This window comes from uncultured Gimesia sp. (genome assembly GCF_937910335.1).
Classification (GTDB): domain Bacteria; phylum Planctomycetota; class Planctomycetia; order Planctomycetales; family Planctomycetaceae; genus Gimesia.
This window is the reverse complement of sequence record NZ_CALEMX010000296.1, coordinates 1-14,680: the sequence shown is the minus strand read 5'-3', so window position 1 is coordinate 14,680 and position 14,680 is coordinate 1. Positions and strand designations below refer to the sequence as shown.

The 14,680-nt window shown below is 46.3% G+C and carries 7 protein-coding genes; 1 reads left to right on the top strand and 6 read right to left on the bottom strand.

Annotated features, from left to right (window positions below):
- Both Q0668_RS11930 and Q0668_RS11925 read right to left on the bottom strand, forming a co-directional pair.
- The coding region (locus Q0668_RS11930) for a GEVED domain-containing protein (RefSeq protein WP_298864728.1) at window positions 1–3,161 on the bottom strand (3,161 nt) is incomplete at its 3' end.
- A 390-nt stretch (window positions 3,162–3,551) separates the two neighbouring features.
- Window positions 3,552–8,129, bottom strand: coding sequence for a peptidylprolyl isomerase (locus Q0668_RS11925; RefSeq protein ID WP_298864725.1), 4,578 nt, complete (start codon window positions 8,127–8,129; stop codon window positions 3,552–3,554).
- A gap of 650 nt (window positions 8,130–8,779) precedes the next feature.
- Here Q0668_RS11925 and Q0668_RS11920 point away from each other — a divergent pair.
- Window positions 8,780–10,720 carry a translocase gene (locus Q0668_RS11920; RefSeq protein WP_298864722.1) on the top strand — a complete coding sequence of 647 codons (1,941 nt, stop codon included), beginning with the start codon at window positions 8,780–8,782 and terminating at the stop codon, window positions 10,718–10,720.
- A 6-nt stretch (window positions 10,721–10,726) separates the two neighbouring features.
- Here Q0668_RS11920 and Q0668_RS11915 read toward each other — a convergent pair whose 3' ends face one another.
- The 4 genes from Q0668_RS11915 to Q0668_RS11900 form a co-directional block, all read right to left on the bottom strand.
- Window positions 10,727–11,509, bottom strand: a complete 783-nt coding sequence (locus tag Q0668_RS11915; protein ID WP_298864719.1) for an amidohydrolase family protein — start codon at window positions 11,507–11,509, stop codon at window positions 10,727–10,729.
- Window positions 11,506–12,288 carry an amidohydrolase family protein gene (locus Q0668_RS11910; RefSeq protein ID WP_298864717.1) on the bottom strand — a complete coding sequence of 261 codons (783 nt, stop codon included), beginning with the start codon at window positions 12,286–12,288 and terminating at the stop codon, window positions 11,506–11,508. Before Q0668_RS11910 ends, Q0668_RS11915 begins: the two co-directional genes overlap by 4 nt.
- Window positions 12,289–12,311: 23 nt before the next feature.
- Window positions 12,312–13,580 (bottom strand): PmoA family protein, encoded by a 1,269-nt coding sequence (locus tag Q0668_RS11905; RefSeq protein WP_298864714.1) that lies wholly within the window; start codon window positions 13,578–13,580, stop codon window positions 12,312–12,314.
- A 153-nt stretch (window positions 13,581–13,733) separates the two neighbouring features.
- Window positions 13,734–14,680: alkaline phosphatase D family protein (locus tag Q0668_RS11900; RefSeq protein WP_298864711.1), on the bottom strand; the 947-nt coding region annotated here is incomplete at its 5' end.

Below are 14,680 nucleotides of genomic sequence, written 5' to 3'. Positions count from 1 at the left end.
AATGCCAATCCACTGGGGAGCTCAAGTACTCCGGAATCGGGAATCACAAAGGAACGTATAAAGTCCCCTGTCTGGCCATCGAACTGATCGACACTGTGATCAGCGTCGTCTGAGTTGTCAAAACCATTGCTGACATAGAGCCTACCATCCGGACCAAAGACGAGATCGAATGGGTCGTTCAAACCGGAGGCCACAAAATTACCCAGGAAGTTTCCAGGTTGACCCATTCCTGTGTTTTCATCTGCATAAGTGGCTGTGATTATTTCCTCGAAAACCGTTTCCAGAATTCCATTGCCAGGGACACGCATACCTGGTGAGGATTGGATTGTGCCAACAAAAGTACCACCGGCCCCTTGAACCTCTGTCAATACGACCGTTTCAGAATCGCCTCCGGAAGAAGTTACGAGCACGTTTACGGTACCCGCTCCCAGCAAATCACCATCCTTGACGGTGATCATCATCAAATCACCGGCGTCGTATAAATCGGGGTCAAGATTATCAGGACCAAAATAAATTTCGCCTTCGCGTGACTGGATAAGACTGACTTGATAGTCTTCGACTTCTCCATCGGGTGCAAATCCGGTAACGCCGAGTCCCGCTTGTGTGCTGAGCCGGAATCGAGCGAAGGTGTCGCCGATAACGAAAGCGGCTCCTCCTGGGACGTCGTACGGAATAGTCTGTTTGCCAGTTGTGACGGCAAAATCGGTAATGATTTGCTCACTGGAATCCCAGACACCATCACGATTGAAGTCGATCCAGCCGGACAGGAACCCGTCACCTGAGGCTTCTACTTCGATTTGAGAGTCTGCATCAGTTTCGGCAATTCCGTTTGAGAGGAAGGTAATGCCATCGTCATCAGCACCATCTCCTGAAGCGTCCGCACTGGGTAGTCCATCCAGTTCTAAATCGATTGAGACGCCCAGAGTCAGTTCGCCTTGCAGACTGTGACGTGCTCCATCATCAGCCAGTAGTGTAGGGTAAGAGGTGGGAGCGTCTCCAAAATCGAGACCAAAGTTGGCACTGGTTGAGAGTCCGAATGCCAGAGTGTTAATACTATCCTGGAGGCCTCCAAACTCTGCCAGAAAGTCGGTGCCGAAGTCGACATCAGGTACATCGTCAGTTGTGCCGAAGAAATTATCAGGGCCGAGACCAATGATATTTCCAATGCCCCGACTCAGTACGAATGATCCTATATCCGCAATTTGAGAAGCAGAGTTATTGTTTATTGTATGCCATGTGCCAAATAAGTGCCCTGCCTCGTGTGAAGCAATATTTCCCACGGCTACACCAATTAAATCGATCATACTGCTGTTTAAATTTTTGAGAATATTATTGAGAGATCTTTGTTCGGTTGGATCATTGCTACTCAACAAATCAAGTAATACAACCGCGGATTCCGTCGTGTCAAAGTTTCCGACATCAACTGATTCAGACATTGCAAAGCTATCAAAGAAATAGGTGTCAAGTCCAAATTCGTTGATTGTACCGCCGATCACCACGCGGCTGAAGTTGGGAGTGTTGAATTCATCCAATCCAGGATTGTCACGGCTGTTTAAAATCCGAATGCCATAGTCACCGGGATTCCCAATGATGTCACCGGGATTTCCGAAGATGTCACCTGTGGAAGGATCGAAGAATTGACCGTTATTACCCAAGGTTCCAATATCTTCGAAATTTTCTACAATATTAGTGAGTATGGCGTCAATCACGGCATCTTCATCTGTTGCTGAAAGTCCCCAGTTGCTGAGAAAACTGCTTAAGGGAGAGAGAGTAGCTGTCGAGGGAGGCACGAAATCGGAGATGAAGATCGAGGGATCAATCTCTGCACCATCAAAGTCGATGTAGAGAGTCTGGACCGCATTATCAACTTCCAGTTGTGTTTCTAATATGGGACGAAATACTTTTAACTCGAGATCGTATAGACCGGTGTTGCCGGTGATTGCAACAGCATACTCTCCCGCGGTTGCTGCTACGAATGAACCGGAAGCATTTCCGTCATCTGGCAGGGGGCTGCTGTCAGGGTACGCCCCTTGAAGTGAAGTGGAAGATTGAAACAAGAGTGTGTTTGAAGATACGTCAAAAAGAGAGAGCTCCTGGCCGGCACCAAATACATTGGCACCGAGAATGTCACCCGCTTCCAAAAAGAACGAATAATAATCGATATCGACTGCATTCAATCCAATGGTGAGGTTGTATGCTCCTTCAGCAGAGGCATTCGTGCCCACGCCCTGACCACTGTCCGCATCCATAGCGTCTGTCGGGAACCCGGTACCGCGCCCGCCTACCATTACATAGTAATCGCCGTCTATTGGAGCGACGAAATTGAGTTGTGTACTGGTATTGAAAAAAGCAGTTGAGGAACTCAGGATGAGACCCGTACTCGAATAAATTGTGATCGAGGGGTCCAATCCATTGAATTGTGTGGCATCCTCCACAAAAACGGAGATCCTCTCATCTTGTAGCACACCTGAAATTAGGAAAAAATCGAAGTCGCCTGTTCCGGTGCCGGCTCTACCGTTAAGGCTATCTCCAATTGTGCCTGTGAAGAGTCGTTGCGTACCTGATGAGATGAACGTGTTGCGCGCCAGGGGAATGGAGCTATCATCTTCAAAAGCTTGACTCGCAAAATTATCGGGAGGAGCATTGGAGAGATAACCAGAGATATTGAGTTCTGGGTCATCACCCAACCCTGTCCCAAACCCGGTAATTAATTGTGCCGTCCCTAGTAGGTCGTTGACACCGGTCTGATTCAAATTTTCATTTTCTGTTGCTGAAAATCTGTTAAATCCTTCTGGAATATTGACTTGTCCCAAATCCTGAAAATGGTTCAAATGTTCTTGTTCTGAACTGTTAAATTGCGATTCTGCTTTTAATTGCGCCAATGTTTGGTGGGAAAGAAGTTGTTGTGACTGGTTTGTATTTACTTGCTCTGGTTGTGCAGGAGCGACCTCATCAATAGAACTATAGACATTTGGATTCATTAGTGCATTTGTTGCTGAAAGTAACGTCCTGTCTTCCAGTAATTCCACGGAGGAAACCGTACTGGATAACGAGCGCAGACGCTGGTTTCTCAGCCTTTTGTCTCGGCCCTTGCGGAGGTAGCTGAGAAATGAACCAATTCGACCTGGCTGGTTACGACGTTTAGTTCTCGTAAACATCATTTGTATCTTTCCATATCATGCAAAAAACAGGAAACGCTGTTTTACGCGAGTAGCTTGTCATTGAATCTGTTGTGTTAACTCTTATATATCTATTGACTTATGTGTTTTTTTGAAGAGAGAAGGACTCGGAAGTCCATCAAGTTCTCTGGTCAAATCAACCTGGATATATGATTCGATGTTAAAATAGGCAAAGCAAATACTGATTGTGCAGCAGCAAAACAACGGATGTCAAGTAAAAGATAAAAAAGATCACCCGAAAAAAGCGTGTTGCTTATGGTTTTGCGGGACAATCCGAGTCTGACTATTACCTTGTGGACGTCTGAAACTGAAATATCTCACATTTGTGTGGTCTAATTCATGGGAAAAAAGTGGTTCTGGTTGATTTTGTGTTCAAATGATCCCCTGGAATTCCGGGTCCAGATAATGACCAAAGAAATTATCTGTTTCCAGTATTTTCTCTTGAGAGGCTAGTTTTCGCACTCCTGGATCCAGTTCTGACTCCAGCACAGGGCTTTCATGAGTATGTTCCTGCCCTAAAAGATGGTTTAACTCATGAATCAGGACCGTTAATAAATCGATGTATCCGTCAGCTGTGCTGAATAAGGCAGCGTCAAAAATGCCAGATGGCGATTCATTAAATTCTTCATTTAACAGCGGTGTAGAGTCAACGAACCATCCCCAACCCGCGGCATTAATATCTAGATAGATGGTATTTGTTTCAGGTTCTGCTTTTGCTAATTGCGTGCCGGGAAGTTCTACTAATTTGATTTCGACATCAGCAAGTTTTTCATGAACTGCATCACCATGAACTTTTGCCAGATCATTTTTTGCAGCATTCAGAACGGGTTCAATATTTTGTTGTGCCAGATTTTGAGCTTGAGATTCTTGTAGATTGATTTGCGATGTCACAAGATTGTTTTGCTGCCAGACATCTGAAAAGTTTGACGGATAAATAAAGAACTCACCGCTACCTTGAATTTTACCGTAGTTAGTCGCAAGCAGGATTAAGTCGCGAAAGTCGACTGTTCCTGAACGATCGAAATCAGCGGCCCAGACATTTGGCGATTCTGGGTCTCCTGTAGATTTCGAATAAACGGCAGCAAAGAGTATTAGATCTCGGAAGTCAATAGAACCATTATCATTCAGATCATACAATGCAGGAACTAATGTCAGGTTGGTGGCAGCTCCTTCTGTTACTGTGACATCGCCTAACGATGAAGTCAGGGTACTATTTGCAATTTGAAAATTCAGATTGGCAACCGCTTGGATATGCTGTCCGTTAGCATTCAAGGGCACAGGATTGACGGATAATTGAACGCGGGCCAGCAGTACTAGTGTTTCTGCTCCATGACCGGTCAGGTTGGTTGATGCTCCCAGCCCTGTAATCGTACCGGCTCCATTATCGATCGTACCGGTTTGATTTTCAGTAAATCCAGGACCATATTCGATGGCATCGACAGTCAGATACTGGGCATCAAACTGGAAATCGATATTCGCAGCCGTCAAACCATTCTCAGAGGAATTAGTGACACTCACCCAGATTTCGACGACAACGGGATTCCATTCATCAAGAAAATCTGCATTAGCTGGCAGCGAGTTCACAATTCCTGAAGGTCCGACATTCGTGGGCTGCCATTTAACCGTCAGGTCACTACTACCGAGCACGGACTCTGCTTCGTACGCACCGATGTCGATCTGAACTGTTGAATCATTATTTCCGTCAGCAACACGTGCTGAGCCTCTCTGGTCCAACGTTAATGCTGGTGTAAATGAATTGGGATCAAAAGCAGAATCGCCCGCGTCTATAGCAATACTGCCAGAAGCGAGTGCGTGTGTTAGAGTCAGTCCGCCATTATCAGCCAGAGGCAGTAACCCCGGATCCTGTCCGGTAATGAAGTTGACACCACCTTGAATGGTTAAGCCGTTTGTGTTTTCGATCAGGCTGTGACTGCCAGCTACAAAACCGAGAACATCGGCTCCTGAACCGGACGCAGTATTGTCCGCAATAATGGTGTTATTGACAGTGATTACTTGGAATGGAGAGTGAATGCCTCCTCCGTCCTGAGTGGCATCGTTATTTGCAATAGTACTGTTGTTGATAATACCACTAGTAAAATTAAGCACATCGGCAAAATGAATTCCCCCGCCATTCTGGGCTGAGGAATTACCGGAAATGGTTGAGTTCACAATGGAAACGGTATCGGCCGCCGTGTGTAATCCCGCACCATTTCCAAACAGGGCAGAGTTTTCTGAGAAAGTACTGTTTCGAACTGATAGTGTTCCCTCAAGTTGATGCAAGCCGCCGCCCGAACCGGAACTTTGATTATTATGGAATGTCGATCCAGTAATGGTAGACGTCGTATCGATAGCATGGATACCACCACCTTCTGATGCACTCCCTACAGTATTACTGATTAAAGACGAGTTGGTAACAGTGAGTAGGCCAGCGTTTTGATAGATCCCTCCCCCCCCACCGATGAAGCTGGAATTATTTGAGACGATACTATTCATTAAGGAAATATCGGCATTCATGCCGTAGATGCCGCCTCCAAATCCTTCAGAATCATTGTCATCCACGATCGTCTGGTCGAGCGAAACGGATCCGGAGACGCTGGCAATTGCACCACCCGATGAAAGTAGTGATCGATTGTTTTGGATCAACGAATTTAAAATAGTCAGCGTACCCGTGTTATAAATAGCGCCGCCCAGACCGCTGGTCGATTGATTATTGAGCAGCTCGCTATTTGCGATCACCAGGTGTTCCGAGTTAAAAATGGAACCCCCGTTTTCAGAAACTTGACCGTTAACTAATTTGAGGTTCTGCAGGCTGACCTGGAGTGTATTGGCAAGACCGTCGTTGATTGAAAAATGTCGTGAATCCTGGTTAAGATCAATGGTTAGTAATGGATCTCCTTCAGGTGATGTGGGAGCAATCACGGTCAAAGAATCAGTGATTGTAATTTCAGTTAAAAGTTGCAGAGGATTAGAAAAGTCCAGTGCCGGATCAAACATGATCGTATCGGGACCATTTCCAGCAGGCGCTGCGTCAAAAGCCATGTTTGAATTGGCGGCAATAATGGCCTCTCGCAGTGTCACTTTTTGATCAGCCTTTATCTGATCAGTTAACAGAGTGACCAGGATCACTCCCTCAGGTGCTAGAGAGAAATTAACAGTGGCAACATTGGAGTAGGCACCAAAACTGTCTTTCACTCGATAAGTAAAGGAATCAACGCCCATATAGCCGGAAGCATCAGCAATAAAATTGACGGTGCCATCAGGATTGGTTGTCACTGTTCCATGGGTGGGTTGTGTTACAATTTCAATCGTTGCAGGATCGATTGAGCCGTCACTATCCGTGTCATTTGCGATAATATCTATTGGAGAGGGAGTGTTTCCCTGCAGCGCAAAAAAGTCATCATTTGCGACTGGAGGAGTACTGACAATGACAGTGACGACCTGATAATCAATGTCACTGGGATGAAAACCGACGGCAACGGTGATTTGATAGGCGCCAGCCGCCAGACCTGCAGAGGGGCTCACGGTGAGCAATCCGGTATTGGAATCAACAGTATATATCAACCCCGATGGAGCAACGACAGGCACAGGTAACCCATTGTAATCTAATAACGATTGTTCAAGATAAACAATGTCTTCAGCAAGATTGCCATTTGGGGCAGTGAGATCAATATCGATCGCTTGCAGTTGATGAATTACCGATTGTCCTGGAATGACTTGTAGAGTTGGAATATCTGCCAAATAAGGGTTGGCGTTAGCAGCGCTAAGGACATTGGAAATCGTGTCTGGCGTGACGTTCACCAGAAATTGGCGTTGCTGTGTTAAGCCATCCTGGTCTTCAACGGTGACGGTAATTGTTGAAGACCCGCTGTAACCTTCTGCTGCTGTCAAAAATAGCGTCGCATTTTCGAGATCTGTGAAGACTTCAACGGTTTCCATTGAGATTGTAAAATTTGGAGTTTCACCGGTCACCGAAAGATTGCTGATGGCTTCCCGTACGTCTTCCCCTTCAATCAGATAACCAAAGATTGTATGCTGGAAATCAAGAGATCTGGACGCCCCTTCGGTGATGAAAAACTGGGAATCGTTTGTATCATCAAAGGCTTTGGCCATGGCGAGCAGGCCCGTTTGAACGTGTTGCAGTTCCGGGTGAAACTGGTCATCAAAGAAGCCCAGGATAGAGCCTCCCGCTCCGGTACCGGTTGGGTCACCTCCCTGTATCACAAAGTTGTTGACTATGCGATGGAAAATGACATCACTATAAAAGTCACTTTGAGCCAGTTGGATAATTCGTTCCGCTGCACGCGAAGCTCTGCCTTCAAAGAGTTCGAAGACCATATCGCCATAACCTTCAACGGAGATCCGCAGACTGCGGTTTCCCGTCAGGATTCGCGCGGAAACATTCGCATTACTGCTCTCCACGGTATAAGTCAGTGGGCCATTCTCTGGGTCGTATCCATCGAGGGCCACATGCAAGCCGGTTCCTGAAAGCAGATTCTGATCGGAAATTTCTTTGAGGAACGGACCATTTGACATGGGAATGGCCACGCCCGTTGCCGTGGATAACTCTTGCAGGTTTGTGATAGGATCAGTCAAAACCACATTATTAAGAGTCCAAATAGGTTGCCAGTTATTATTGTCTGTAATGCCAACTGAGGCGGCGTTGGCGTTCAGGTCACGATTAGCATCTGTGATTTCAACAAACTGTAGAAATTGTGCGCCATCCTCGAGTAAGGCTTTTTGAGCCGTTGTATCAGCATCCCAGGCAGCGCCATACAGTGTCACATTCGCTGCTGTGAGGGCTTGCGCGAAAGCAACCAGATCCTGCCCACTGAGCAGCGTTCGATCTTCTAGTTTTTCAGTTGCCACTATGGGAGTTGTAGCCCGTTTTAATCGACGGTGGTGCTTGTTTCGTCGAGGTCGCCACAGGTTGTCAATGAATTTTGAGATCATTTTGCGGGTGTCTTTTATGTTGAATTATCATCAATTTGATAGACTTCAGTCTTCGGGCAAGTCTTTTTTGTCCCCAATCAGTCCGGCTGTTCAGTTATTGATTTTAAAGGAACTCTCATACGTAAAAGAACAGGTAAATTGGAATGTTTTCAATGTTTAGCAAAATTGCATGCTATGAGTGGTCTGTTTCTGTTTGACGTAAGCAAAAAACAACCTGCACCAAAAATGACGATTGGTTGAGATTAATCTAACATTTTGATCAGGAGTTCAGGCTTGTATGTTGTCTTAAATCAACAAAATGTAACAACTTACAATCGAATAACCTTTTTGCTTGTGGTTGTATCAATTCCGAAAATAGTTTTTGTTGAAAGGGTGTTCATTGGTTAAAATTAAGAGACATCTGAGGTGTTCTCATTTATTTCAATCACTTTAAGTGCATTCATAATCATGGCTTATGTAATATTAGGTAAGGTGAGGTTTTGAGGGGATGTTGACTTGAGTACCATTTGAATTCCCAATTTTCTGTGCGTTACTTTTCCGATGCTTGTCCGTCATAATTTATAAGCCGATATCATTTTCTTTTAACGCGTTTATTTTGAATTGGATTCAGAGTTTCTATTTCAAGATTTATCAACCGTTCGGGAGGCAGTTTGAGCGTCGCATCTCATAGTTATCATTGGATGAAGTCTGGATTTCGGCCTGCGAAATCACGGCTTTCGCGCTGGGAACCACTCGCAAATGAGATTATCAAACGCAGTGAAGCCCTCAAAAAAGAGAGTGATGATCGCCTGGAGCGGTATTCTCTGGAATTGCGCTGGCGTGCGAAATCGGGCGAGTCGTTAAAGAAAATTCTTCCCGAAGCATATGCCTTAGTGCGAGAAGCGGCGTGGCGGACCTTGAAGATGGAGCATTTTCCCGTACAGCTGATGGGGGGGATCGCACTATTCGAAGGTGGCATTGCTGAAATGCAGACCGGTGAAGGAAAAACTCTGACTGCAGTTCTACCCGCTTATCTCCGCGCACTAATGGGAAAAGGCTGTCATGTGATTACCGTCAATGATTATCTGGCGCAACGTGACTCTGAAATCATGGGGCCTGTGTTCAATAAACTCGGACTCTCTGTGGGTTGCATCACATCTGACATGGAAGATGAAGATCGCCGTATTGCCTATGGTCTGGATGTGACCTATGGGACAGCGAATGAGATGGGATTTGATTTCCTACGCGATCGCATTCGGATTGGGGCCAGTGCCCCGGGACAGTTAGAGCAGGCCATTACGAATCATAAATCATCCGGTAAAGAGCCCCTTGTGCAGCGTGGAAATTATTTTGCGTTAATTGATGAAGCCGACAGTATTTTGATTGATGAAGCGCGTACTCCTTTGATTATCGGACTCATCCAGCCAAATGACGCCGCCTCGGTCAATCTGTTTCGCTGGAGTAATCGTGCGACGCATCAATTGGAATCGGAAGTCGATTTTGTTTATGAACCCAAAAAACGTTCTGCTTACCTGACAGATGATGGGTGTCGAAAAATATTATTAATGCCTAAGCCCTCACTATTGGATTCGATTGATACCGAGCGGATTTATAAACAGGTTGAACAATCATTGGTGGCCCGTTTCGGATTTTTAAAAGACCGCGATTACGTGGTTGTCGATGAGGAAGTTGTCATCGTTGATGAATCAACGGGTCGCATGATGGAAGGAAGAAAATGGCAGGACGGATTACATCAGTCGATTGAAGCGCAAGAACATATTCCAGTGACCGCTGCGACCGGACAAGCAGCCAGAATTACCGTTCAAAGTTTCTTTCAGAACTATTCTTATCTGGCAGGAATGACAGGCACCGCGGCTCTAGCCGAAAAGGAAATTCGCAAAACCTATAAAGTTTCAGTGACACAGATCCCCACGAACCGTCCCTGTATTCGAGAAGGCAGCACACCCCGGATTTTCAAAAGCATGCAGGACAAGCGCCTGGCAGTCGTAGAAGAAATTGAACACATTCGGCAAAAACAATGCCCGGTTCTGGTAGGAACTCCTTCCGTAGAAGCCTCAGAACTATTAGGCGATTTATTATCGATGAAGGCGATACCGCACCAGATTTTGAATGCGAAATATCACGAACAAGAAGGAGAAATCGTGAAAAAGGCAGGCGAACCTTCGCGGGTTACGATTGCCACAAATATGGCCGGACGTGGAACAGATATCCTACTGAATGATCTGGTACGCGAAAGCGGAGGTTTGCATGTCATTGCCACTGAGATGCATACTTCAGAACGAATTGACCGACAGCTTGTCGGCCGGGCTGCGCGACAGGGAGACCCGGGGCACTATCAGTTCTTTCTCTCTCTGGAAGATGAACTATTACGTTGTCTGGAGACGTCTCAAATTGAAAAAATCATCAAATCTGCCAAAGAGGATGAGAAAGGAGAGCTGCCTGCGAACTGGATTTCCTTCTTTAGAAATACGCAGAACTTTCTTGAGAAACTGCATCTTAAACAACGCCGTGATATGTTGAAGCACGAAAAGCACCGCATTGAAATGTTTCACAAAATGGGCCTCGATCCGTATCTGGAATGGACGGAATGATTACATTTAGTTCCGCTCTGATTTCAGAAAACGCTTTTGTGCATTCTCCCAAGTAATTTGCTTTTCGATTTTCATTCCCAGATCGGATTCCTTCAGTTTGTTCAAACTGGATTCCAGATAGAAAAAGGGAAAATAAGATCCGAAGAGTATTTGCTGATAGGGCACCTGCTTGATGAGCTTCTCAATCCCGCCGACACCTTCGAGCATCGCAATTTCTATAGTGAGGTTGGGGTTTTCGGTCAGTCTGGTGATGTTGGCCCCTCTGAGTGATTTTAGACCATTGAGAACTGTGACTTGCAGTGCAGGGTGTTGTTTCATCAAGCCCGGTAACGCTTTAAAGTCGACATCGGGAACCTTCACCAAGGGATGTTGTGTGCGATCATCTTCCATACGCATGGCGATCTGAATAAACAGGCCGCGTTCTGCTGCCAGGTCGAACAGCTTCTGAACTTGAGAATCGCTTAGCTGATAGCCATGATAATTAGGATGCAGACGTAGACCGGGCATGTGGTACTCTTCATGACAGGCGACGACATCTGCTTCCCAGCCAGGCAGGCTCATGTTGATACTTCCCACGGGAATCAGCAACCCGGGACCCGATAACTGGCATTCCTCTGCCAGCCTCTGATTGACGGCCCTGAGATCTTTATGCAGCAGACCATCAAAACTGCCGGCAAGCGCTTTGCTGATCTGATTCTGTTTCAATTTTTTAACGAGCTGAGGTGTCTCATCGTTGGGTAATCGCCTGAAGGGCCAGCGCGAGAGATACAGGTTCGAATCGAAAATCATACTTTGATCCCCTTATCTTTCAAAATGGGGGTCAACAGTCGTTTGAGGTTACCGCCCAGGATTAAACGTTTGGAAACTTCAGGAATGTCTGCGCCCTGAACTTTGGCAAGTTGCGATGAGAAACTGCGTCCTCCGATATCGCTGCCGTAAATCACACGGTCTGCACCGAGTGTGCGGACTGCCATTTCCGTGATTCCGGCTGTGGGATCAAACCCGCCGATGCCCGCATACACATTGGGACTGTTTTCAATTGCGCGCAGTCCCAGTTCCCAGTCGCCGCCGATATGACCGGAGATGAGTGGAGTTTTGGGATGCCGTTTTGCCATAATCGCCAGATCGCTGGGGGTGGATTCGCCGACCAGATTTCCACCGGCCTTAAACCAGGTATGTTGATAAATCAACGCGTTTAATTCCCCCGCCCGCTGAATGATCGGATCGATTTTCGGATCATTACACCGGGTAGCAACCCATAATTTGACGCCGACCATCGGCCCATTTTTAACGCAACGATCCAGTTCTTTGATACTTTCGTCAACGTATTTGGCGTTGAGATAAACAAAGCCAAACGCGCGATCATGCCAATGGCTGATAGCCTGCATCACCTGATCGTTCTGTTTTCGAAAGTTTTCAGGTGTCGGATCCTGAGACCATGGAAAACCCATAAAAAAGACAAGTCGCTCAACACCCATCCGGTCGGCGTACTCCATTAATTTGGCAATGCGTTCGTCGACTGTTTTTCCTTCTACCCCGGACAAATGGCAATGTAAGTCCCAAATCATGCGCGTTTCTTTCAGCAATCAAATTAGTTTTTTGTGACTAACTGCAATGTAACTTGTGGCGGATTGGCGTAGTTCTGCCAGTTTTGTTCGGTGCGTTCAGAGGCCCCTCCATCGTGAACCAGGCATCGGTAGCGGCTGACGTTGGGTTTGCCCGGTTCGATTTTCCAGTCTCCCAAGGCGCTGGGAGTAAATACCATATAAGGCATGGAAGGATGAATGCGCACCGGTTCCGGGTGACGAAAATTATCTGGATGACTCAAAATCGTTAAGCCACTGAGTGTATTTTCAGTCGCTTGTTTGCCAGAGATGTCACACCAGCGAGATCGATCATGGTTACCGTTCTTTCTGGATTTACCATTTGAGGTTAAAAAGCGACAAGTCTCTTTGGTCCAGCCACGACCGCCGCGAATGGCCATGCCACCATAATGATATTTGGGAAGATACAAAGGACTGTTTGTGGCACATCGGGCTTCGGATGAAAGATCATATACCCAGAAGTCAGGCTGTTTTTTTGTTTGATTCCAGACACGGATCGTCCAGGTTTCGCTTAAAGCCACTTTTTCTTCAGGGCCTGTCAGATCGACGTGCTCCTGTTCCAGTTTTAATTCAGCAAAGACGGGTCCCTGTTGTTGGCTAATTAATGTTCGAAAACGCACGCGTCCTTTTTTGTTTTTGATTTCCCAGAAATTGGAGTTTCGGCCTTCAAACACCGCTTTAGTATAGGCGAGAAACTGTCCACTTTGATGGGCATGATCGAGTGGAAATTCATCGGAAACAATTTTACCTCCGGGCGTCCAGATCGGATGGATATGGGCACTGCGTCCATAAAGGGCGTCCAATGGTTTCGGCGCGGGAATGTGTTTGTAGTTGTAATTCAAGACTGGCTGATTCCCAACACGAAGCTGATAAGCCTTTCCGGTGTCTTTGATTGAAACCCGGTTTTCAAGCGTGGTGCGACCAGCCTTGAGATCAAACACACGAGTGGTTCCGGCTGTCGTTTTTCCGAGCGGTATGAACCAGAGCCGATCTGCTGCATGGTCTCTATTTTCAATTTGAGCGGCGATGGTATTGGAACCGGTGTCCCGTTTTTCGATAAGGTAGATCCCCTGATGAGAGAATCCGGATTCAGGCAGCGTTACGAAAACCGGTTCATTCTCAATGGAATATTTATCGGCTATGAGTGTGATTTGTCCGATGGTGGGATTTTCTGCTTGTATAGAATCAGTAATTCCGAACAGAAAGCAGATCAGAATTGGAAATGCGAAACTATAAAAGTGCGCGACTTGTTTCATCTCATTCTTTCCCGGGTGAGAGACCGCTTCCTCAAAACTCAGTCAAATGGACAGCCTCTATGCTAACCGCTTTCATTAATCGGTTGCAATATTCTGTTGATTCAATATCGAAGTTCAGTGAATATAGAAGATCGGCCTGAAAACGTACTCAATTCATTGATCAACCGGACGTGTTTTTTGTACCTGATGCAATAGCACGCCGTTCTCATCATAGAATAGAAAGGAAACGGTTCCCGATTTACCTTCTTCTGTCGGCTTGACTTTTACCAATAGAAAACCCCCTGAGGCAGGATTTGATGTATAGGGTTGTTTCATTTCTGCGTTGGGATCAGTTCCCCGTTTTGATCCGGGCTTGATACCCAGTCTGGAGTTGGCATCAACGAGTGCGCCGGTCGAAAATTCTTCAATGCCGGAAGGGGCAATCGAATGATATTGCCAATGACGGTCTCCGCAGATCAGATACAATCCGCGTTGTTCCAGTTTTTCCTGCTTGATCCAGTTGAAGAATTCATCACGTTCATGCTGGAAGCCACCGACGTTGGTATGATTGTCTATTTTTGATTTGTCATCCGGTCCAAGCAGGGGCGTGGGGGAGATGATCAGTTTAAACGTGGCATCTGAATTTTTGAGTGTCTGTTTGAGCCAGTTACGTTGTTTGACGCCCCAGATGGTTTTTTCCGGCCCATCGGGAGAGCGGTTCGGGCTGCGGTAATCCCGATTTTCTGTAAACCAGACCTGTAGCAATTTTCCCATACGGTAGGTGCGGTACGTAATCGGGTTTTTCTTTTTTGGATCGACGATGGGCACCTGTTCGCGAAACATACTTAATCCCAGTTCATTGGAGGGCGCTCTGTTACCTGTCAAATCACAATCGTTATACCGAAAATCGTGATCGTCTTTTTCCCAGTAAGTGGGAACCTGCGCGAAGAGATCAACATAACGTTGTTGCGCAAATTGTTCATGCCATTTTTTTCTCAGAGCGTCGGCGGTTTGCGCCGAATTTTTTCGGGGATGATCGTAATACACGTTATCGCCGGTGCCAACAAAGAAATCGGGCTTCAATTTTAAAATACTGACCAGCGCCGGGAATCCTAAATATT